We start from the raw sequence: 23259 nt of genomic DNA, 5'->3' as shown, positions 1-23259 counted from the left end.
TGCGGTTATTTTAGCGGAGATTTTTAGGAATGCCAAAGTTGGAAACAAAAAGCACGCATTAAAAAATGCGTGCTTTTGCTAGCGTGTTAATCAAAGATGTTTAACTCTTCTCTTCACTTCTTCCTGTTTTCCCGCATTAAATGGGCGGGCATCAGGGCTGCCTAGATAGCCACATACGCGACGAGTGACAGACACTTTTGTGCTATCGTGATTGCCACATTTCGGGCAAACAAAACCTTTACTGGTACATTTAAACTCGCCACTGAAACCACATTCATAACATTCGTCAATTGGTGTATTTGTGCCGTAGTAAGGCACGCGATCGTAGCTATAATCCCACACATCTTCCAATGCTTTTAAGTTGTGTTGAATATTTGGATATTCACCGTAGCAAATAAAACCGCCGCTAGCGAGTGGGGGATATGCCATTTCGAAATCTAGTTTATCGTAAGGATTCACTTTCTTTTCTACATCTAAGTGGTAACTGTTTGTGTAGTAGCCTTTATCCGTGACGCCTTCAATCACGCCAAATTTTTTGGTGTCTAGACGGCAGAAGCGGTCGCATAAGTTTTCGCTTGGCGTGGAGTAAAGGCTGAAGGCATAGCCTGTTTCTTTTTTCCAGCGTTTTACTGCCTCGCTAAGGTGGCGAACAATCGCAATGCCTTTTTCGCGTAATTGTTCATCATCAAAAATATGCCCTTTGTTATATAGCGCATTAATGGTTTCGTGAATACCGATATAGCCGAGCGAAATAGAGGCGCGTCCATTTTTGAAAATTTGTGCCACATTTTCATCCGCTTTTAACCGCACTCCGCATGCGCCTTCCATGTAGAGAATGGGAGCAACGCGAGCTTTGGTATTTTCAAGGCGGGCAATACGCGTCATTAATGCTTTTTTCGCAATAGCTAAACGCTCATCTAAAGTGCGGTAGAAATCTTCTTCGTTTTTAGACTCCAACGCAATACGCGGTAAATTCAAACTCACCACACCCAGATTATTACGCCCATCGTGAATTTCGTGGCCGTCTTCTTCGTATGCACCTAAAAAGCTACGGCATCCCATCGGGGCTTTAAAAGAGCTCGTGACCTTGACAACCTGATCGTAATTGAGAATATCTGGATACATACGTTTTGATGCACATTCCAATGCGAGTTGTTTGATATCGTAATTTGGATCGCCTTGAGTTTGGTTCAAGCCTTTTTTAATGGTGAAAACAAGTTTTGGAAAGACTGGCGTTTTATGATTTTTTCCGAGTCCACGAATCCGATTTTTCAAAATAGCTTGCTGAATTAAGCGGGATTGCCAGCTTGTACCTAAACCAAAACCGAAGGTCACAAATGGTGTTTGTCCATTCGAAGTATGCAGTGTATTGACTTCATATTCTAAAGATTGGAAGGCATCGAAACATTCTTTTTCAATCAATGCTTTTGCGTAACCTTCAACATCAGGCACGTTCCATTCTTGGGCATGTTTGAGGTGTTTTTCGTAACTGATTTGCACGTAAGGGGAAAGTACTTCATCAATGCGATTGATGGTTGTGCCGCCGTAAATATGGCTGGCGACTTGGGCGATAATTTGAGCTGTCACTGCTGTTGCGGTACCAATGGATTTTGGCGGTTCGATTTCCGCATTGCCCATTTTGAAACCACGAGAAAGCATCCCTTTTAAATCAACTAACATACAGTTAAACATTGGGAAGAACGGCGCGTAATCTAAATCGTGATAATGAATTTCACCTTTTTCGTGCGCCTCCACCACATCGCGTGGAAGAATATGGTGTTTGGCATAATGTTTTGCCACAATCCCAGCAAGCAAATCTCGTTGTGTTGGAATCACTTTCGCGTCTTTATTGGCGTTTTCATTAAGTAATTCTACGTTGCTTTGTTCAATCAAGCCTTCAATTTCTTTTGTCAGCTGACTGCGTTTTTCTCGCGCCAAATCACGATCATGACGATATTCGATATACGCACGAGCAACCTCGGGATAACGACTTGCCATCAATTTATCTTCAACGATTTTTTGAATCTGATTAATATCAATCTCGCCTTGATGATGGGTGAAAATTTCATTCCCTACTTCTTGCCCAATTTGGTGGCAATAAAATTCATCGGAAATATTGACCGCACTTGCGGCTTTTTTAATGGCATTGATGATACGTTGAATCTCAAACTCTGCACGAGAACCATCGCGCTTGATGACCCCAAAGTTACTCATGATATAGCTCCAATATATAGTGTTTTTGAAATGCGGGGTGTACTATATATAGATCTAAAAATATAATCAACACACAATATGTAGTGTTTTTAGGCCTTTTATCGTAAGAGGATTTTGTTAGAGATTGATTTTATTAGAAAAATATTAAATTAAGTTGTTGAGAACTTTTCTCAAATATTTTTTTGTTTTGTGAGCGAGATCAAAGTTTTGATTGAGGGAATTGATTACTGAATGACTTCGTAACAATTTAAAATGATTTGTTTAAATTTTTCGCTAGTTAATGACCAATCTACAAGATCAACGCGCCAAGGCAAGTCAGACTCGGAAAAGGCATCAACTAGATCGGCGTGAGTTTGTAAATTAAGCGGGGTGTTTGTTATGATGACCAAATCTAAATCCGAATAGGGTTTTGTCGTGCCTTTAACACGTGAACCAAATGCCCAAACAGAATGTTCGGGCACATAGCGTTGTAAAATTGCTTTGATAATCTCAAGCTCTTGACTAGAAATGATAAGCATCTAATTTCTCTTGTAGAGCCTTTTGTAAAAACTTGGCTTCTTGTAAAAATTCAGGTATTCCAGAAACAACCTGAATGGCAGTTTCTTCATCGTAAGTGTGGCTTGTACGGCTTCGCATATCTCGAAATTTTCGCCAATGTGTCCAATCTCTCATTAATAGATTTTTTTCATTGCCTAATCGGATGATATTTTGAAAAGTCATTTCATCAAATTCATCAGGGTTAGCGGAGGTTTTTTCTAAATAACGTTTAAGGATTTTATGGCTAATTTCATAGGTAAATTCAAAGCGTTGAACCAAGCCATCGCGAATTTGAATGTCAGAAATATCTTCTTGATAACGAATTAAACCCTCTTCTAACCGTAAAATAGCCTTTTTTAAAGGTGTGAGATCGAAATCAACCATTGCGGATCCTTATGGAGTAATTGGTAAAAACGGCCGAAAAACCGACCGCTCTTTAGATAAAGTATAAATTAAGCAGCCACCATTACCATCGCTGGGCGAATGACTCGACCATTTAAGGTGTAGCCTTTTTGCAATACGACGCTAATTTGATTGGTTTCAAAGCCTTCTGCAGGTTGCATTGAAATGGCTTGATGTAAATCAGGATTAAATGCTTCACCGACAACCCCCACAGCTTCTATACCAAAACGACCAACGGTTGAAACTAATTCTTTTAAGGTCAGTTCTACGCCGTCAAATAAGGCTTTTACGCTTTCATCTTCTTTATTTGCTGGAGTGGCAAGGGCACGCTCTAGGTTATCGATAGTATTCAAAATGTCTTTTGAGAATTTTTCCAATGCGAATTTATGTGCTTTTTCTACGTCTTGTTCAGTTCGACGACGAAGGTTTTCAATTTCAGCACGAGAGCGAAGTAAAATGTCCTGTTCTTTGTTTGCCGCTTCTTCTATTTGAGTTTTTAGTTGCTCTTCAAGCTCTTGCACTCGGGCAATTGCTTCTTCTAAAGGATCAAGTTCTTGAGAAGGCTCTGCTTGTTGTACTTCTTCCACAACAGCGTCTTTTTGCTTTTCTACTTCTGGGGTTTCAACTTTTTGTTCTTGTTCTGACATTTTTTTCTCCGTAAAACAAAATTGATTAATCGTAATTGGGCATAGTGTAGCAAAAAACGATATAATGACGAAAATGTTAAATTCAAGTGCGGTCATTTTATGAATCATTTATATCGTTCCTTTAAAACCATTGCTCTTGTAGGTAAGCCTCGCAATGACATTAACTTACAAATGCACAAAAACTTATTTCATTGGTTAATGGAACGTGGTTATCAAGTATTGGTGGAAAAAGAAGTCGCCATAACACTTGAGTTACCTTTTGAACATCTTGCTACGTTAGAAGAAATAGGTCGCCGAGCCCAATTAGCCATTGTGATTGGTGGGGATGGCAATATGCTAGGGCGCGCCCGTGTGTTAGCGAAATATGATATTCCATTGATTGGTATTAATCGTGGTAATTTGGGATTTTTAACGGATATTGACCCGAAAAATGCCTATTCCCAGCTTGAAGCTTGTTTAGAACGTGGCGAATTTTTTGTGGAAGAACGCTTTTTATTGGAAGCAAAAATAGAACGAGCAAGTGAAATTATATCAACGAGCAATGCGGTAAACGAAGCGGTTATTCATCCCGCTAAAATTGCACATATGATTGATTTTCATGTATATATCAATGATAAATTTGCTTTTTCTCAACGTTCTGACGGATTAATTGTTTCCACGCCAACAGGCTCTACGGCTTACTCTCTCTCCTCTGGAGGACCTATCTTAACCCCAAATCTCAATGCAATTGCCTTGGTGCCAATGTTCCCTCATACATTAACTTCTCGTCCTCTTGTTGTTGATGGCGATAGTAAAATATCGATTCGTTTTGCTGAACATAATACCTCTCAATTGGAAGTAGGATGCGATAGTCAAATTACCTTACCTTTTACCCCAGATGATGTGGTGCATATTCAAAAAAGCGAGCATAAACTTCGCTTGCTTCATCTGAAAAACTATAATTATTACAATGTGTTAAGTAGCAAATTAGGTTGGTTAAAATCATTTTGATTATGGTAAAAATTTTCGATTGAAATAGATTTGATAAAATACTGTAAAAAAACCTTTACTGTAAATTAAATCAGTTATATCATATTAAATATACAGTTAAAGGATTTTGTTATGCTTACTCAACTTACTATCAATAATTTTGCGATTGTTCGTCAGCTTGATATCGAACTGGCGAAAGGAATGTCTGTTATTACAGGGGAAACTGGTGCTGGAAAATCTATCGCCATTGATGCTTTAGGTTTATGTTTCGGACAGAGAGTGGAAACCTCAATGGTGCGTGAAGGACAAGAACGTGCAGAAATTTGTGCAACTTTCCAACTAGAATCGAAAAATCCTGCTTATCACTGGTTGAGTGAGCAAGAATTACAAGATCCAGATAATCCAACTGAATGTATTTTACGTCGCATAATTAATGCAGACGGACGTTCTAAGGCTTTTATTAATAGTACACCAGTATCCGCTTCCCAATTAAAAGAAATTGCTCAATATCTTGTTCATATTAATGGGCAGCATGCTTCTCAATTATTGCTAAAAAATGACTATCAGCTTCAGCTAGTTGATAATTTTGCCACACATTCAGAACTGCTTACAAAAATGCGTGCAGATTATCACTTGTGGAAAAATCTGCAAAATCAAGTAAAAACCTTTCAACAGAAAGTAGCAGAAAATGAAGCTCGTAAACAACTTTTACAGTATCAAGTGGATGAACTAGATGAATTTAATCTTCGACCAAATGAATATTTGGAATTAGAAGATGAACAACGTCGTTTATCTAGCAGTGAACAGCTAACTCAACTTTCCCAATCGGTGCTACAAATTTTAAGTGAAAATGACATGGTAAATATCGATAGTTTGCTTTATCGTGCGACACAATATATTGATGAATTAGCTGAACTTGATCCGCAATATGCTGAAGTGCAAAATATGTTGAATGATGCGTTGATTCAAGTGCAAGAAGCAACCAGTGAAGTGCGAAATTTATCGAATAATATCGAGCAAGATCCTCAACTTTTACAAGAAATTGAACAGAGAATTAGTCAGGCTTTACAACTTGCTCGTAAACATCAAGTTAAACCTGAAGATCTTGTGGAACATCACAAAAAATTAAAAGCAGAATTAACCGCACTTTTAGATTTTTCTGACAGTGAAGATATGTTGATTGAGCAAGAAAAACTCGCATTTGAACAAATGCAAGCAACGGCTAAAGCATTAACTGCAAGTCGTCAGAAATCAGCAAATCGCTTAGCGCAAAATGTAACACAGTCGATAAAACAACTTGCAATGGAAAACGCTGAATTTTATGTTGAGTTGAATACGGATTTAGATAAAGTGAGTGCAAATGGTGCGGATAATGTGATTTTCACTTTGCGTAGTAATTTAGGACAACAACCGCAGCCACTAGCTAAAATTGCTTCTGGTGGTGAACTTTCTCGTATTTCTTTAGCGATTCAAGTTTTAACTTCTGATCAATCAGCTATTCCAACCTTAATTTTTGATGAAGTGGACGTGGGCATTAGTGGAAAAACAGCAAGCGTTGTCGGAAAACTCTTACGTCAATTAAGTGAACGTTGCCAAGTATTATGCGTAACTCACTTACCACAGGTTGCTTGTCATGGCCATCATCAGTTCAATGTAGAAAAATTTACTGTGGATAATAAAACTGAAACACAAATGACCGCACTTTCACAAGCTGAACGTGTACCTGCGTTGGCAAGACTCTTGGGCGGAAGTGAAATTACAGAATTAGCTCTAGCCAATGCACAGGAAATGTTAGATTTGGTTCATTAAAAATAGGATTGAATATTTAGTTTTTGGGACGTTTCAAGAAGATTTGTGATGAAGGCTATTTTTGAAACGTCCACAAGCCATATTTTAGGATACAAATAACCTATCCCAAAATGCTTGAATAAATGACCGCTCTTTGACAAATTCAGTGTCTTCCACAACGGTAGATTTACCCAACAAATTCAAATGATGAATAGTATTGCGTAAATCGACATAACTTTGTTTTAAAGCGTCGCAGTCTGTTTGACTAATAATTTTAGCCTCTGCCATATCATCGAAAATACGAACATTGTCTGACCATTTTGTCAGTTGTGGGTTTTGTGGGGCATTAGCAAGCATTAAATATTGAGCGATAAATTCAATATCAGTGATACCACCGCGATCTGTTTTAAGATTAAATTCATTATCTTTTGAATGAGACAAATGCGTGAACATTTTTTCTCGCATCTCAACAACATCTTGTTTTAATTGTTCAATATCTCGTGATGCAGAAAGCACTTGTTGGCGGATATGCTCAAATTTAGCTTTAAGAGATGATTCTCCAAATACTGGACGAGCGCGCACAAGTGCTTGTTTTTCCCATGTCCAAGCGTCATTCAATTGATAATGGGAAAATGCAGAAAAAGAGCAGCCAATTAAGCCAGCATCGCCAGAAGGGCGAAGGCGCATATCAGCCTCATAAAGTACGCCAGCGGAAGTATTTATGCTAAAAATACTTACAATCTTTTGTGCCAAGCGTAGGTAAAATTGATTGCTATCAATCACTTTTTTTCCACCTGTTGTTTGACTTTCTATGGCATCGTACAAAAATACGAGGTCTAAATCGGATTTATAACCGAGTTCAATTCCTCCTAGTTTTCCATAACCAATCACTAAAAATCCTTTTTCATTATTTTGTAAATGTTCAGGCACGCCAAATCTAGAGGAAACTTGTTTCCAAGCTAGATTCACAACAACTTCAATAATTGCTTCAGCAAGATAGGTTAAATGATCGCTTACCTTCATCACCGGTAATGCCCCCAAAATATCTGCCGCTGCTACTTTTAATAGGGTTGCTTGTTTAAATTGACGTAAAGCATCAATAAGCTGTTCTTCATCATCAGGTGGTAAACGAAGCAAATATTGGTGTAATTCTGCAGGATATTGGGTAAATGGCAATGGATGGCGTAGTGCTTCTGTATTAAGTAATTCATCTAATAAGATAGGGTGGTGTGCCAGCTGCTCTGAAATAAGTTGAGACTGCGCACAAAGTTCAATAACTTGCTGAAGTGCGTGATGATTTTCCAACAGTAGTTCTAAATAAGTCGTTCTGCTCGAAATTTTCTCAATAATATTTAGAATGCGGGGAAGCAAAGTGCGGTAATTTTCTTGTTCAAAAATGAGTGCAAGCACTATTGGCATTAAATGGCTCAAAACATCACGCCCACGCGAACCAATCACTCTGTGATTTAGGCTGTCTTTGAATTGAACAAGTTTTTCTAAAACTTCATCAATATTATTTTCTGGTACACCACTCTCTAATAATGTCTGTTCAATATCCTCAAAATCTGATTCTAAAAAATCTTGCCATTGGCTATCAGTTTGTGAAGGCTCATCTTGTTCATCACCGATTAATTGAGTAAATACAGCTCGCACTTTCTCTTGTTTTTGTTGCAAAGTGCGGTAAAAATCGTCCCAATTTTCTATTGGATAATGTTTTTCAATGGTTTGATTATTGTCATTTAAACAGGTGAATGTTTTACATGCCTCGACTAAACGAATTTGATTTATTTCATCGGCTGGTAGTGTTTGAGTTTGTTGATCGTTAATAGCTTGTAGAATGTTTTCTACGCGACGTAAAAAAATATAACTTTCACGTAAATCGTGGAATTGTTGTTCGGTAATTAATCCTAGTTTGGTAATTTCAGGCAAGATCTTTAAGAGTGAATGTTGTTGCAGATTGATTTCTCGCCCGCCTCGAATGAGTTGAAAAACTTGCACGATAAATTCGACTTCACGAATACCACCCGCACCCAGTTTAATATTATCTTTTAAACCACGACGACGTACTTCTCGCTCAATTTTGCCTTTCATTTCGCGTAAAGATTGAATCACACTAAAGTCAATATAGCGACGATACACAAAAGGGCGTAACATTTTTTGCAATTTTGAAACGTTGGGATCATTTGTTTGTGCACCCAATAGTCGCCCTTTGATCATTGCATAGCGTTCCCAATCTCGACCTTGATCTTGATAATATTGTTCCATTGCCGCAAAGCTGAGAACAAGCGCGCCGCTGTCACCAAATGGGCGCAAGCGCATATCGGTTCGATACACAAAACCATCAGAAGTAAATTCATCTAAGGCAGAAATAAGGCGTTGTCCTAAACGCGTAAAAAATTTTCCATTATCCACAGAACGTCGAGCATTCGTATTCTCAATGGATGTTTCCCCTTGTGATGGATAAGTGAAAATTAAATCAATATCTGAGGAAAAATTTAGTTCAAAGCCGCCTAGTTTCCCCATACCTAGGATATAAAGCTGCTGCGGATTGCCTTGTTCATCCATTGGTGTGCCCATCTCCGCACAGGCTTGATGATAAAGCCAATCGCGGGCAGCGATAATTAAACTTTCTGCAAATTGTGAAAGCTGAACAAAAATTTCCTCAACAGTCGCAAGATTCAAACTTTGACAAAAACTTAATTTTGCCATTTCAATGTTACGGAATTGACGTAATATTTGATAGAGTGCCGTTTCGTCATGTACATTGGCTAACTCACTATTCAAACGTTCAATATAGGCAGAGCAATCTGCAAAACAGGGCGATTTTTCCCACCATTGTTTCACTAAGTGCGGGTATTTTTGCAAGACTTTTTCCACAAAGTCAGACATTGCCATAGCATAGCCTAATTGATAAACAGGCAGTTCAGGGTGATTTGAATTTTGTTGAATGGCGTCACGAATTTTTTCAGGGGAAAGTTCTGGAAAAGATTGGCACAGAATTGTGCCAAGAGATTGTAATTTTTGTTCAATGAGGGCAGAAAGTGCGGTCATTTTTTCTAACCTTTTTGATAGGAATCTAAGTGACGTAATACGGTTTCTTTCGCTTGTTGAGGTTGCAAACTATCAAGCCATTGTATTGGTGTTTTCCAACCGCGCAGCCAAGTGAGCTGGCGTTTAGCTAGCTGGCGAGTTGCACAAATACCACGGAAAATCATTTCTTCGTGATTGTAATCGCCTTGTAAATATTCCCACATTTGACGATAGCCCACACAGCGAATTGAGGGTAGATTAATATTTAAATCAGCGCGAGCATAAAGTTTTTCCACTTCAGCTTGAAAGCCCAGTTCAATCATTTTATGAAAGCGTTGTTCAATGCGGTCATGCAAAATATGACGATCTTGCGGCGCAATTGCAAATTGCACAAAATCATAAGGCAAGGCTTCGCCTTTTTCTTCCGTCAGCTCTGTGAGTGATTTTCCCGTGATATAAAAAACCTCTAAAGCACGATTGATTCGTTGAGAATCACTTGGATTAATTCGGGCGGCAGAAATGGGATCGATTTTGGCGAGTTCTGTATGTAATGCAGCCCAACCTTGTTGTTCTGCTTTTTGTTCAAGCTCGGCGCGAATATTTTCATCAGCAGAAGGCAAGGGAGAAAGCCCTTCGATTAAGGCTTTGTAATATAACATCGTACCACCCACCAGTAATGGAATTTTGCCTTGTGCGGTAATTTCTGCCATTTCGCGTAGCGCATCATCGCGGAAATTCATTGCGGAATAGCTTTCTGACGGATCTAAAATATCGATCAATCGGTGAGGCGCAAGGTCAAGTTCTTCTTTTGATGGTTTCGCTGTGCCAATATCCATTCCTTTATAAATGAGCGCTGAATCTACACTAATCACTTCGACTGGAAGTGAGTTTCGTAATTGAATGGCTAAATCTGTTTTGCCGGAGGCAGTTGGCCCCATTAAAAAAATTGCAGTTGGTTTCATAAAAATTTAAATTTCGTCTAATAAAGGCTGCCAATTAACAGGTTTGAGTAATTGGGTGAATGCCGTGCGATTTACTTGGGTTAGTAAACGTTCTGTCTCGCTTAATAAATTGAGTGCATCCGCTAAAGCGTTAAAGGTTTTGCATTCTAACTGTGCGCAAAGTGCGGTTAAAAATGAGGATGAATTTTCCTCTCTAGTCAGCATTGCCATCACGCATTTTTGTAGATTTTGAGTGCGTAATATACTTGGCACGCGATTTAAAGTTAAACGTAATTGCGCTTGATTTTCGATAAATTCAAAGCCAATTTTTTTGAAGTCATCTGAATATTGTTGCCATTTTTGGAATTGTGATTCGGTTAAGCGAAACACGATTGGAATCAATAAAGGCTGTTGTTCGATGTGTATTTGTTGTAAAGCCAATTGCCATTGCAAGCGTTGTAATTTTTCCAATGAAAGCAAAAAGAAATCTTGATTTTGTTGTAATAACAGCACGCGATTTTCAATAAGTGAAAGGGCGCGTAGATGTGATGAGCATTCAATTATTTCAGTTGAGATGATTTTAGCTGTATCTGAAATATTTTGTTGTGCTGTATTCGATATATCCTTTTGCTCTATAGGCGGTAATGTGCGTAACAATTCCCCATACAACTGCTGTTCTGTTTTACTTGGCGTGTCTTTTTTATAATTTTCGTGATAATCACGATAGTCTGCTGTGACATGGCTTGATAAGCTGCGACCGTCAAAAAAGTGCGGTTGATTTTGCTGTAATTTTTCATGATATTGTGGTGCAAAGATATTTTGCCCCGCAGCTGCACGATTAGGACGAATGCTGTAATTCGGTTGGGGTTCACGCACCGTATTTTCTTCGTGATTTTCTACCGAACTTGGCTCTGTGTGCCAATTAAGCTGTTCTTGATTGTTTAGCGCATGACTGATGCCTTCGTAAATAAAATCATGAATGAGGCGTTGTTGGTGAAAGCGCACTTCATGTTTGGTCGGATGAACATTGACATCCACATCGTGTGGGTTTAAGTCAATAAACAACACAAATGCAGGATAAGCATCCGTTGGTAAATATTGTGCATAGGCTTGTCGAATAGCATGGCTGATCACTTTATCTCGAACCATTCGGCCATTAATGTAGCAATAACTTAAATCATTTTGAGTTCGGCTAAAATTTGGTGTGGCTACCCAGCCCAATAAGTGTAAATCATCGTGTTTCCAATCAATTCGTAAGGCATTTTTGACAAAATCATCCCCACAAACAGCGGCGACACGTTTTAGTTGTTGATTGATCTCTTCAGCTGGACGATATTGACGGATAATTTTCCCATTATGCGTTAATGTAAATGCCGTGTTGAATTTTGTTAAAGCAATGCGGCTAATGACTTCATCAATATGAGCAAATTCTGTTTTGTCTGTGCGCAAAAATTTTCGGCGGGCTGGCGTGTTGAAAAAAAGATTGGCAACTTCAACTGTTGTGCCGACAGGATGTGATGCGGGTTTGATTGTGGTTTCCATATCACGACCTTGCGCATAAACTTGCCACGCTTCAGTTTGCGCTTCGGTGCGAGAGGTGAGCGTTAAGCGTGATACAGAGCTGATACTTGCCAATGCTTCACCACGAAAACCTAAACTTAAAATCGCTTCGAGATCATCAAGATCGGTAATTTTACTCGTGGCATGTCGCGCCAAAGCAAGGCTTAATTCTTCTTTTGGAATGCCACAGCCGTTGTCACGAATGCGGATTAAATTTGCCCCACCATTTTCGATATCGATTTGGATTTTATTTGCACCTGCATCAAGGCTATTTTCCACTAATTCTTTCACTACAGACGCAGGGCGTTCTACCACTTCTCCGGCAGCAATTTGATTAGCAAGTTGTGGGGAAAGAATTTTAATTGGCATTTACTTTTCTCTTAATTTAATTTTTTGTCCGCTCAAGGCTTTACCATCTTTTAATTTTGGATTCAGTTTTAAAATTTGCTTGACTGAAATATTGTATTCTCGCGATACAGCATAGATTGTCTGATCTTTTTGAATGACATGGTAAAGCGGAATCTCTTTTTTCTCATCCGATTTTTTAGTGGATGAGGTTTCCTCTTTTTTCGTTTTATTTGAGGATTTATTTTTATCCGTTTTATTTTCTGATTTTTCTATTTTTGGATTGTTGGTTTTTTCAGTGGTTTTCTCTGCCTTTTTTACCGCACTTTCTTTATTTTTTGATGAATTTACTTTGTCATCTTGTGCTTTCTGAGTTTTTCCATTATCTGGAATTTTGATGGTTTCACCAATCCAAAGCGCTTCGCGTTTTAATTTATTTAACGCCACAATGTCCGCCACTTTGACATCGTATTTATTCGCAAGGCTCCCTAAACTTTCCCCATTTTTGACTGTGTGGCGAAGGTCACTATCTTTTACTACGTTCTCATTGGTATTTTTATCGGAAGTGCGGTCATTTTTTTCTGAATTTTTTGTGTCATTTTGTTTGCTATTCTGAACAATATCATCACTTATGAAAGATTTAGCTTTTCCACCGCGGAATGCAACCAGCCCCTCATAAATCATATAAGCAATACGGCGACGATAGGCTTGAGAGTTAAGTTTTTTTTCTTCTTCTGAATTGGAAAGAAATCCCGTTTCTACCAACACAGAAGGAATATCTGGCGAACGTAGAACACCCAAACTTGCATGTTGTGGCGTACTGCGACTTAATGTTGTTACTTTAGCAAAATGGCGCAAAATATGTTCGCCTAACGTATAGCCAGTACGTTGGCTATGGCCAAATTGTAAATCAAGCACAGTTTGATCTAGGTATTTGTCATTATTGTGTGAAAGTACTTTTCCTGCGCCACCAAGTAATTCTGAGCGTTTTTCATCGTCTTCTAGCCATTGACCCATTTCATCATTGGCTCGACGGTTTGACAATACCCAAACAGAAGCCCCACGACGATCAGGCGATTCAGATGAATCTGCATGGATAGAAATAAGATAATTCGCTTTAAATTTACGTGCGATTTCTGAACGTTCTGGCACGGAAATATAATAATCACTTTTACGCGTTAATACACCGCGAAAATTTGGATCTTTATCTAGCAAAGCTTTTAATTCTTTTGCAATCGAAAGGGTGACATTTTTTTCATAAATGCCCAAGTTTCGGCTGATTGCACCAGGATCTTTCCCCCCATGACCTGGGTCAATCGCAATCGTAATAGGAGCTGCAAAAATAGAAACGCTAAATATTGAGAAAAAAAGAAAAAATAAAATTTTAGTTTTCATAAATAAGTTAATTAGAAAATTCGCTTATAATATTTTTACCCAAATTTGTTTGTGCGATTAATTCAATATTTCGTGCATCATCATAATAATCAATATTTACTAAAATATCAGCTTCTGGCAATATGCCTTGACCTTTTTCAGACCATTCAATTAAGCAAATGCTACCCGTATTAAAATAATCTCTAATACCCATAAATTCGAGTTCTTCAGGATCTGCTAACCGATATAAATCAAAATGATAAATCATTTTGCCTGCAATATTGTATTCTTCAACCAGCGTATAAGTTGGGCTTTTTACATTACCTTCATGACCGATACCTTGTAGCATTCCGCGTGTTAGCGTTGTTTTTCCTGCCCCAAGATCACCGTTAAGATAAACCATAATGGCTTTTTCGGTATGCAATTTTAAAAGAATTTCCGCGAATTTTTTGCCAAAGCGGAGCATAGAAAATTCATCAGGGATATATTGAATTAAGCTTTCCATAACGGGTCATGAATGAAGAAAAATGTGGGCAGATTCTACCGCACTTTTGAGGTTCATAAAAGTGCGGTGAAATTTCTAGGGATTTAATTTTATCATTTCATGGTCATCAAATTGCTTGACCAAATCTGCTAGTAGTTGAGTGTTAGGTAAGACCAAATCCGATGCGATTTCAAACAACGGCACAATGACAAACTCACGGTTATGCATATCATAATGGGGAATCGTTAAGTGCTCGTTTTGAATGATTTCGTTGCCGTAAAGCAAAATATCCAAATCTAATGTACGCTCACCCCAGCGACGTAAACGTACTCGACCTTGCTCATTTTCAATGCGTTGCAATTCATCTAATAGTGCAAACGGGCTAAGCTCGGTCTCAATTTTTGCAACGGCATTCACATAATCGGGTTGATCTTGTGGGCCGAGCGGTTTGCTTTTATAAAAAGAGCTCGTCGTTACCAAATGCGTGTTTGGTAACTGACTTATCGCGTTAAGCGCAGAATGTAATTGTTCTACTGGTGTGTTTAAATTGCTACCAAGAGCAATATATGCAGTAATCATCTCTTCCCTTATTCTGCTGAGCGCGTTGTTTTACGACGGCGTGGACGGTAGTATTTTTTCTTTGGTTTGGGATGTAAGCGTTGTTGCTCGTGTACTAACTGTTCACGCTGTTCACCATTGCTGAATTGATATTCGTGCCACCATTTGGCCAATTCAATCGTTTCGCCACCTTCAATTTCTGCACGCATAGCCAGTAAATCAAAGCCAGCACGGAATTTTGGATGTTCCATGGTGCGCATTGGTGCTGAACCAGTACGTTTTAATAATTGCAGTTGTAAGAACCAAATATCACGAATGACCGCAGTATGACGACGAGGTGCAGCCAAGGCACGGCAGAATAAGTCTAACACCTCATTGCCGGCCAAAGCATAAGCATCATGATTATTTAGACCGCCTTCATTTTTCAATATTTCCACTTTTTCGCGCAATGGATACCAGAAAAATGCTGCAAATAAGAATGCAGGATTAATACGAAGTTTATCCGCAACACGTTCATCCGTAGAAGTCAGGGCGGTGACGATCATGCGTTCTGCAAAGCTATCTTCTTTTTCTGTAAAATATGGACTTAATGCAGGGAAAAGTTGTTCAAATAAACCATATTGGCGTAATAAACGATAGGTTTTTACCCCTTGTCCTGCTTGTAATAATTTTAAACTTTCGTCAAATAAGCGAGCTGGCGGAATATTTTTTAATAAAGGCGCAAGTTCACGAATTGGCTGTTCACTTGGTTTTTCAAGGAACATATCAAGTTTTGCCATAAAGCGAATTGAGCGCAGCATCCGCACAGGATCTTCTTGATAACGTGTAACAGGATCGCCAATTAAGCGTAGCTTGCCTGCTTTGAGATCTTTAATGCCCTCGAAATAATCTCGTAACGTATTATCTTGTGGATTGTAATACAGCGCATTGACCGTAAAATCACGGCGCACTGCATCTTGTTCGATCGTACCGTAAACATTATCGCGTAGTAACATGCCTTCATTACTTTGCTTCGCTTGATTTTCATTGAGGGCATCACTGTGATTGGCTCGGAAAGTGGCAACTTCAATAATATCTCGACCAAACATAATATGTGCTAATCGGAAACGGCGACCCACTAAACGGCATTGGCGTTGAAAAATGTTTTGGATTTGCTCAGGACGGGCGTTTGTTGCAACATCAAAATCTTTAGGTTTTTTGCCGAGCAATAAATCACGGATACATCCACCGACGATATAAGCTTCGAAACCTTGACGTTGCAGTTTCTCCACTACAGTGAGTGCATTACGGCTAAAATCACGCGGTGAAATATCAAATTGAGCCGCTTTAATCACATTTTTATCGTAGCGACGTGTTTGTTCTGATTTTTTTGTCTGCGCTTTTGGCATTTGGCTATTGGGACGCCCAACTCGTTTAGAATGAGCACTTGTTTTGGCAACCTCTTTTGATTTTTTTGTTTTTTTGCCAAACAAATTTTTGATATAAGTAAGAATGATTTACTCCGTTTTTTTATTGTAAATTAATGGCTTAGCTCTTTTCTTGTTGGAAAAGGTAAGGGAAAATTTTCCGTATTTTTAAATGTAAAAAAGTGCGGCTAATTTTAACCGCACTTTGGTATTTTTCAATAGAATGAATTAACCAGCGACTTGTTTTTCGCGGATTTCAGCTAACGTTTTGCAATCAATGCAAAGATCTGCTGTTGGGCGTGCTTCTAAACGGCGGATACCGATTTCTTCGCCGCAACAATCGCAGTAACCGAAATCATCGGTATCAAGTTTTTTCAAGGTTGCTTCGATTTTTTTCATTAGCTTACGTTCGCGATCACGATTACGCAATTCTAGACTAAATTCCTCTTCCTGAGTTGCTCGGTCTGCGGGATCGGGGAAATTGGTTACTTCATCCTGCATATGTGCAACGGTGCGAGAAGCTTCTTCCACGATTTGCTCGTGCCAAGCATTAAGAATTTTTCTGAAATGAAGAATTTGCTCTTCATTCATATATTCTTCATCTTTTTTCATTTGATAAGGCTTTACGCCTGCTAAATCTAGCAAGCTCAATGATGCTCTTGACATCTCTCACTCCTAATACATACAGAATTTAAGCGTGGACTTCACGACTTCCTGTCTTGTTATTTTAGTTTGTTCCTGACTGCTCTTTTTTAGGAACCCAATTTTTGCGGGCGGTATAAATATCAGAAGTTGTTTGTTTTAGCAAGTAAATTTTCCTGAAAAATTTATTTTTACGATACAGATCGCAAAATTTGAAGCAACCGTTTGCATATTTAAATAAAACTAGCCTAGGCTTAGCGAGATAGGAATTAATCTTTTAAAAAATGAAATTAAACTTAATAACTTTAGCTGTCTTGTTAATTGTTGCGGATTTAACCTTGTTATTTCTACTGCAAGCATTTCTATTGCCTTGGCAAGTTGCTTTCGTTATTGCGCTTGTTCTAATTTTTCTTTTTATTTTTTGGCGTAAAAATTTCTTAGTTAGTCTTGCTTTTTTTGTTGCTTCTCTTGGCTATTTTCATCATTCGGCTTTGAGTTTATTACAACAAGCTCAAAATATTACCGCTCAAAAGCAAATGGTAACTTTTGAGATTCAAGAAATTTTGCATCAACAGGATTATCAAACTCTCATTGCCACAGCAACATTGGCAAATAATTTGCAAGAACAACGAATTTTCTTAAATTGGAAAGCGAAAGAGGTGCCTCAACTATCGGAAATTTGGCAAGCTGAAATTTCTTTACGTCCTCTTTCAGCGCGATTAAATTTTGGTGGGTTTGATCGGCAACAATGGTATTTTTCAAAAGGAATTACAGCTGTTGGAACCGTAAAAAGTGCGGCGAAAAGTGCTGATGTTTCATCATTGCGTGCAGAAAAATTGCAACAAGTAAAGAAGCAAACGGAAGGATTATCTCTACAAGGTTTATTGATCGCATTAGCTTTTGGCGAACGGGCTTGGCTAGATAAAAACATTTGGTCAATTTACCAACAAACGAATACCGCACATCTTATTGCTATTTCTGGCTTACATATTGGGTTGGCTATGGGAATTGGATTTTACTTGGCGCGTGTTGTGCAAGTATTTTTCCCCACCCGTTTTATTAATCCTTATTTTCCTTTAGTTTTTGGTGTTTTATTTGCTTTAATTTATGCGTATTTGGCTGGTCTTAGCGTGCCAACTTTCCGTGCGATTTCAGCACTTGTTTTCGTTTTCTTCGTTCAAATAATGAGGCGACATTATTCGCCTCTTCAGCTTTTTACGCTGGTTGTCGGATTCTTGCTTTTATGCGATCCATTAATGCCGCTTTCGGTCAGTTTTTGGCTTTCTTGTGGAGCCGTTGCTTGTTTGATCCTATGGTATCGTTATGTGCCTTTTTCTCTTTTTCAATGGAAAAATCGATCCTTTTCACCAAAAGTGCGGTGGATTTTAAGTTTATTTCATTTGCAATTTGGGTTATTGCTCTTTTTTACGCCTTTGCAGCTTTTTTTATTTAATGGCTTATCGTTGAGTGGATTTTTAGCCAATCTTATTGCCGTACCACTTTATAGTTTTTTCCTCGTACCCTTGATTTTATTTGCTGTTTTTACTAATGGAGCTTGTTTTTCTTGGCAACTTGCAAACAAACTAGCGGAAGGAATTACTTGGTTAATTTCTGTTTTTCAAGGAAATTGGTTTAATGTTTCATTTAATTTAGCGCTGATTTTAACCGCGCTTTGTGCGGGAATTTTTATGTTAATTATTTGGAGTATTTACCGAGAACCTGAAGTTTCATCATCAACCAGGCAAGTAAAACGACCAAGATTTTTTACATTAAATCTCAGTAAACCTTTGCTAAAAAATGAACGAATCAACGTTTTGCGATGTTCTTTCGGTATTATCTTACTGTGTTTTACGATTTTGTTGTTTAAACAACTAAGTAAGCCTAATTGGCAATTAGATACTTTAGATGTGGGGCAGGGGCTGGCAACGCTGATTGTGAAAAATGGCAAAGGGATTCTTTATGATACGGGTTCTTCTTGGCGAGGGGGGAATATGGCTGAGTTGGAAATTTTGCCTTATTTACAAAGAGAAGGGATTGTTTTGGAAAAATTGATTTTAAGTCACGACGATAACGATCACGCAGGTGGTGCTTCGACAATTTTAAAGGCGTATCCCAATGTGGAATTTATTACCCCTTCACGAAAAAACTATGGGGAAAATCACCGCACTTTTTGTACTGCTGGACGTGATTGGCATTGGCAAGGGCTACATTTTCAAATACTTTCGCCGCATTCTATTGTGGAGCGAGCAGATAATCCCCATTCTTGTGTGATTTTAGTCGATGATGGAAAGTATAGCGTTTTGCTGACTGGCGATGCTGAAGCAAAAAATGAACAAATTTTTGCCCGCACTTTAGGCAAAATTGATGTGTTGCAAGTGGGACATCACGGAAGTAAAACATCGACAAGTGAATACTTACTTTCTCAGGTTCGACCAGATGTGGCGATTATTTCTAGCGGACGTTGGAATCCGTGGAAATTCCCCCATTATTCGGTTATAGAAAGGCTTCAACGCTCTAAAAGTGCGGTAGAAAATACCGCTGTTTCAGGGCAAGTGCGGGTAAATTTTTTTCAAGATCGATTAGAAATCCAACAAGCACGCGCAGAATTTTCCCCTTGGTATGCGCGTGTAATTGGATTATCAAAGGAATAAAAGGTACAATGCGCGCAATTTTTACTATTAGATAGCGATTATGCAAAAACAAAAATTACAAGATCATGACTTTTCTACCCTGCAAACTTTTAAACGTTTGTGGCCAATGATTAAACCTTTTAAAGCGGGTTTAGTGGTGGCTGCTATCGCATTGGTGCTTAATGCTTTGGCAGATTCAGGTCTTATTTATTTATTAAAACCTTTGCTAGATGATGGATTCGGTAAGGCGGATCATTCATTTTTGAAAATGATGGCTGTGGTCGTCGTGGGAATGATTTTTTTGCGTGGGGTCTCTAACTTTATTTCTAATTATTGTTTAGCATGGGTGTCAGGCAAAGTTGTGATGACAATGCGTCGTCGCTTGTTTAAGCATTTGATGTTTATGCCAGTGAGTTTCTTTGATCAAAATTCAACAGGGCGTTTACTTTCTCGGATTACTTATGATTCCCAAATGATTGCTAATTCTTCATCTAGTTCTCTAATTACGATTATACGCGAAGGAGCATATATTATTTCTGTGCTTGCGGTGATGTTTTATACCAGTTGGGAATTAACAATTGTGCTTTTTATTATAGGTCCAATCATTGCTGTTTTAATTCGTTTGGTATCAAAAATTTTTCGTAGATTAAGTAAGAATTTACAAGATTCAATGGGTGAACTTACGTCTGCTACAGAACAGATGTTAAAAGGTCATAAAGTTGTACTTTCTTTCGGAGGGCAACATGTGGAAGAAGCGCATTTTAATCATGTTAGTAATGATATGCGTCGAAAAAGCATGAAAATGGTGACAGCAGATTCCATTTCTGATCCTGTGGTGCAAATTATTGCATCTCTCGCATTAGCTGCGGTGCTCTATTTAGCTACTACTCCATTGATTGCAGAAGATAATTTGAGTGCAGGCTCATTTACAGTGGTATTTTCTTCAATGTTAGCGATGATGCGTCCGTTAAAATCATTAACTGCGGTGAATGCACAATTTCAAAGTGGAATGGCAGCTTGTCAGACATTGTTTGCGATTTTAGATTTGGAGCCAGAAAAAGATAACGGGGCTTATAAAGCAGAACCTGCGAAAGGCGAATTAGAATTTAAAAATGTAAGCTTTGCATATCAAGGAAAAGATGAACTTGCATTAAATAATATTTCTTTTAGCGTTCCAGCTGGAAAAACCGTAGCCCTAGTGGGGCGTTCTGGATCGGGTAAATCAACCATTGCTAATTTAGTGACCCGTTTTTACGATATTGAGCAAGGTGAAATTTTACTGGATGGTGTAAATATTCAAGATTATCGTTTATCCAATTTACGCGAAAACTGCGCTGTGGTTTCTCAACAAGTACATTTATTTAACGATACCATTGCGAATAATATTGCTTATGCAGCGCAGGATAAGTATTCTCGCGAAGAAATTATCGCAGCAGCAAAAGCGGCTTATGCTTTAGAGTTTATCGAAAAATTACCACAAGGTTTTGATACGGTCATTGGTGAAAACGGTGCGAGCCTCTCTGGTGGCCAACGTCAACGTTTAGCGATTGCTCGTGCTTTATTGCGTAATTCGCCAGTATTAATTTTAGATGAAGCTACATCTGCACTAGATACGGAATCAGAACGCGCCATTCAATCTGCATTGGATGAATTGAAGAAAGATCGCACTGTTATCGTAATCGCTCATCGTTTATCAACCATTGAAAATGCGGATGAAATTCTTGTGATTGATCACGGAGAAATTTGTGAGCGTGGCAACCATAAAGCATTGCTTGAACAAAATGGCGCTTATAAACAGCTACACAGTATGCAGTTTACTGGCTAATTTATTGATTATCGAAAACGCGAGTTGAAAAACTCGCGTTATTTTATCCGCACTTATTAGAAAGGATTTTCTATGCCCTTCTGGTATTCCAACTCCAAACTTATTTGGCTCTTATCGCCTTTTTCTTTATTGTTTTGGTTGATTAGCCAACTTCGTCGCGCCTTATTCTCTTTGGGGCTCAAGTCTTCTTATCGCGCACCGAAACCAGTGATAATTGTGGGAAATTTGTCTGTTGGTGGAAATGGTAAAACGCCCGTGGTTGTTTGGCTTGTGGAAGAATTAAAAAAACGAGGTCTGCGTGTAGGTGTGATTTCTCGTGGTTACGGCAGTAAATCTAAAACGTATCCGTTATTCGTCACTAAAAATACAAATCCAATTGAAGGTGGCGATGAGCCAGTATTGATCGCGAAACGCACCAATGCGCCAGTAGTGATTTCCCCGAATCGCCAGCAAGCGATTGAATTACTCTTAAGCCAAGCAGAGTGCGATATTATTATTTCTGACGATGGTTTACAGCATTATAAATTACAGCGTGATTTAGAAATTGTGGTAATGGATGCTGAGCGTGCATTGGGAAATGGTTTTGTATTGCCAGCAGGTCCATTGCGTGAATTACCTAGCCGATTAAAATCCGTAGATTTTGTAATCACTAATGGTGGAAAAAATCAGTATTCAGATGTGATTATGCGTCTCGTGTCTCATTTCGCCATTAATTTAAAAACCAATGAAAAACGCCAATTAAAGGAATTTCAATCAGGTGTTGCCATAGCAGGGATTGGCAATCCTCAGCGTTTTTTTACTATGTTAGAAAAGTTAGGGATTCAATTAGAGCGAACTCAAGCATTTCAAGATCATCAACATTTTGAAGCGTCTCAATTAGGAAAACTTTCTGAAAATCAACCGCTCTTTATGACGGAAAAAGATGCCGTAAAATGCCAATCTTTTGCTAAAGATAATTGGTGGTATGTTCCTGTCGATGCGGAGATTATTGAGGCTGAAAAACAACGTGAAAATTTACCGCTCTTTTGGGCCAAAATAGACAAACTTGTGGCGCAATATAGAAATGGCTGAAGGGATTAATCTCCAGTTGTTTTGATTGCTTGCCGATAAAGCTGAAATATTAAAGAATAAGGAATAAATTATGTCATTTACCGTGATTATCCCCGCTCGTTTTGCATCAAGTCGTTTGCCAGGAAAACCTCTTGCTGATATTGCAGGTAAGCCAATGATTCAACATGTATTTGAGAAAGCACTGAAGTCTGGGGCGAGCCGAGTGATTATTGCCACCGATAATGAAAATGTGGCTGATGTTGCCAAAAGTTTTTGTGCGGAAGTGTGTATGACTTCTGTTCATCATAATTCTGGTACAGAACGTTTAGCGGAAGTTGTAGAAAAATTAGCGATTCCTGACAATGAAATCATTGTTAATATTCAAGGCGATGAGCCTTTGATTCCTCCCGTTATTGTGCGACAAGTGGCAGATAATTTAGCAAAATTTAATGTAAATATGGCAAGCCTTGCGGTAAAAATTCATGATGCTGAGGAATTATTCAATCCAAATGCAGTGAAAGTATTAACAGATAAAGATGGCTATGTGCTGTATTTTTCCCGTTCGGTTATTCCTTATGATCGTGATCAGTTTATGAATTTACAGGATGTTCAGAAAGTACAGCTTGCGGACGCTTATTTACGTCATATTGGCATTTACGCATATCGTGCGGGTTTCATAAAGCAATATGTGCAATGGGCACCGACTCAACTTGAAAATCTAGAAAAACTTGAGCAGCTTCGCGTGTTATATAACGGCGAACGTATTCACGTAGAACTTGCGAAAGAAGTGCCTGCAGTGGGGGTGGATACCGCCGAAGATTTGGAAAAAGTGCGGGCAATTTTAGCGGCGAATTAAA

The 23259-nt window shown here is 38.6% G+C and carries 18 protein-coding genes; 6 read left to right on the top strand and 12 right to left on the bottom strand.

The window, feature by feature from the left end:
• Positions 1–90 precede the first annotated feature (90 nt).
• From nrdD to grpE, 4 genes are all read right to left on the bottom strand, one after another.
• Positions 91–2214: an anaerobic ribonucleoside-triphosphate reductase gene (gene nrdD, locus ABW51_RS06725; RefSeq protein ID WP_053466103.1), complete on the bottom strand. Its 2124-nt coding sequence runs from the start codon at positions 2212–2214 to the stop codon at positions 91–93.
• 224 nt (positions 2215–2438) lie between these two features.
• Positions 2439–2732: a nucleotidyltransferase family protein gene (locus tag ABW51_RS06720; RefSeq protein ID WP_053466102.1), complete on the bottom strand. Its 294-nt coding sequence runs from the start codon at positions 2730–2732 to the stop codon at positions 2439–2441.
• The gene (locus ABW51_RS06715; RefSeq protein ID WP_053466101.1) at positions 2716–3135 is read right to left on the bottom strand and encodes a nucleotidyltransferase substrate binding protein; all 420 of its coding nucleotides are present in this window, start codon (positions 3133–3135) and stop codon (positions 2716–2718) included. The genes ABW51_RS06720 and ABW51_RS06715 overlap by 17 nt, the downstream gene beginning before the upstream one ends.
• A 68-nt stretch (positions 3136–3203) precedes the next feature.
• Positions 3204–3800, bottom strand: a complete 597-nt coding sequence (gene grpE, locus ABW51_RS06710; protein ID WP_156262552.1) for a nucleotide exchange factor GrpE — start codon at positions 3798–3800, stop codon at positions 3204–3206.
• A 99-nt stretch (positions 3801–3899) separates the two neighbouring features.
• Here grpE and ABW51_RS06705 point away from each other — a divergent pair, with 99 nt between their 5' ends.
• Both ABW51_RS06705 and recN read left to right on the top strand, forming a co-directional pair.
• Entirely contained in the window at positions 3900–4790 is an 891-nt protein-coding gene (locus ABW51_RS06705; RefSeq protein ID WP_053466099.1) for an NAD(+) kinase, read from the top strand.
• Positions 4791–4901: 111 nt separating this feature from the next.
• The gene (gene recN, locus ABW51_RS06700) at positions 4902–6578 is read left to right on the top strand and encodes a DNA repair protein RecN (protein ID WP_053466098.1); all 1677 of its coding nucleotides are present in this window, start codon (positions 4902–4904) and stop codon (positions 6576–6578) included.
• Positions 6579–6662: 84 nt separating this feature from the next.
• Here recN and glnE read toward each other — a convergent pair whose 3' ends face one another.
• The 8 genes from glnE to dksA all read right to left on the bottom strand — a co-directional run bounded on the left by glnE (position 6663) and on the right by dksA (position 16921).
• Positions 6663–9608, bottom strand: a complete 2946-nt coding sequence (gene glnE / locus ABW51_RS06695; protein ID WP_053466097.1) for a bifunctional [glutamate--ammonia ligase]-adenylyl-L-tyrosine phosphorylase/[glutamate--ammonia-ligase] adenylyltransferase — start codon at positions 9606–9608, stop codon at positions 6663–6665.
• A gap of 5 nt (positions 9609–9613) precedes the next feature.
• Positions 9614–10549 carry a tRNA (adenosine(37)-N6)-dimethylallyltransferase MiaA gene (gene miaA / locus ABW51_RS06690; protein ID WP_053466096.1) on the bottom strand — a complete coding sequence of 312 codons (936 nt, stop codon included), beginning with the start codon at positions 10547–10549 and terminating at the stop codon, positions 9614–9616.
• Positions 10550–10555: 6 nt separating this feature from the next.
• On the bottom strand, positions 10556–12457 hold the full coding sequence (mutL, locus tag ABW51_RS06685; RefSeq protein ID WP_053466095.1) for a DNA mismatch repair endonuclease MutL: 1902 nt from the start codon (positions 12455–12457) through the stop codon (positions 10556–10558).
• On the bottom strand, positions 12458–13828 hold the full coding sequence (locus ABW51_RS06680; RefSeq protein WP_053466094.1) for an N-acetylmuramoyl-L-alanine amidase: 1371 nt from the start codon (positions 13826–13828) through the stop codon (positions 12458–12460).
• A 7-nt stretch (positions 13829–13835) separates the two neighbouring features.
• A complete protein-coding gene (gene tsaE / locus ABW51_RS06675; RefSeq protein WP_053466093.1) occupies positions 13836–14312 on the bottom strand; it encodes a tRNA (adenosine(37)-N6)-threonylcarbamoyltransferase complex ATPase subunit type 1 TsaE in 477 nt (158 codons plus the stop codon).
• 75 nt (positions 14313–14387) lie between these two features.
• A complete protein-coding gene (gene folK / locus ABW51_RS06670) occupies positions 14388–14870 on the bottom strand; it encodes a 2-amino-4-hydroxy-6-hydroxymethyldihydropteridine diphosphokinase (protein WP_053466092.1) in 483 nt (160 codons plus the stop codon).
• A gap of 8 nt (positions 14871–14878) precedes the next feature.
• Positions 14879–16321 carry a polynucleotide adenylyltransferase PcnB gene (gene pcnB, locus ABW51_RS06665; RefSeq protein ID WP_442902643.1) on the bottom strand — a complete coding sequence of 481 codons (1443 nt, stop codon included), beginning with the start codon at positions 16319–16321 and terminating at the stop codon, positions 14879–14881.
• 162 nt (positions 16322–16483) lie between these two features.
• Positions 16484–16921 carry an RNA polymerase-binding protein DksA gene (dksA, locus tag ABW51_RS06660; protein WP_005630220.1) on the bottom strand — a complete coding sequence of 146 codons (438 nt, stop codon included), beginning with the start codon at positions 16919–16921 and terminating at the stop codon, positions 16484–16486.
• A 260-nt stretch (positions 16922–17181) separates the two neighbouring features.
• On the opposite strand from dksA, the gene ABW51_RS06655 reads away from it, so the two are divergent.
• From ABW51_RS06655 to kdsB, 4 genes are all read left to right on the top strand, one after another.
• Positions 17182–19548, top strand: a complete 2367-nt coding sequence (locus ABW51_RS06655; RefSeq protein WP_053466091.1) for a DNA internalization-related competence protein ComEC/Rec2 — start codon at positions 17182–17184, stop codon at positions 19546–19548.
• Between the two features lie 40 nt (positions 19549–19588).
• Positions 19589–21352, top strand: a complete 1764-nt coding sequence (gene msbA, locus ABW51_RS06650) for a lipid A ABC transporter ATP-binding protein/permease MsbA (RefSeq protein WP_053466090.1) — start codon at positions 19589–19591, stop codon at positions 21350–21352.
• A gap of 72 nt (positions 21353–21424) precedes the next feature.
• Positions 21425–22423, top strand: a complete 999-nt coding sequence (gene lpxK / locus ABW51_RS06645; RefSeq protein WP_053466089.1) for a tetraacyldisaccharide 4'-kinase — start codon at positions 21425–21427, stop codon at positions 22421–22423.
• Positions 22424–22493: 70 nt separating this feature from the next.
• The gene (gene kdsB, locus ABW51_RS06640) at positions 22494–23258 is read left to right on the top strand and encodes a 3-deoxy-manno-octulosonate cytidylyltransferase (RefSeq protein WP_053466088.1); all 765 of its coding nucleotides are present in this window, start codon (positions 22494–22496) and stop codon (positions 23256–23258) included.
• Position 23259: the final 1 nt, after the last annotated feature.

Origin of the sequence: Haemophilus sp. C1, from assembly GCF_001276515.1 — a bacterium.
GTDB lineage: Bacteria > Pseudomonadota > Gammaproteobacteria > Enterobacterales > Pasteurellaceae > Haemophilus.
Note: the sequence above shows the minus strand (reverse complement) of the source record. Positions and strands in the feature narration are given on the sequence as shown.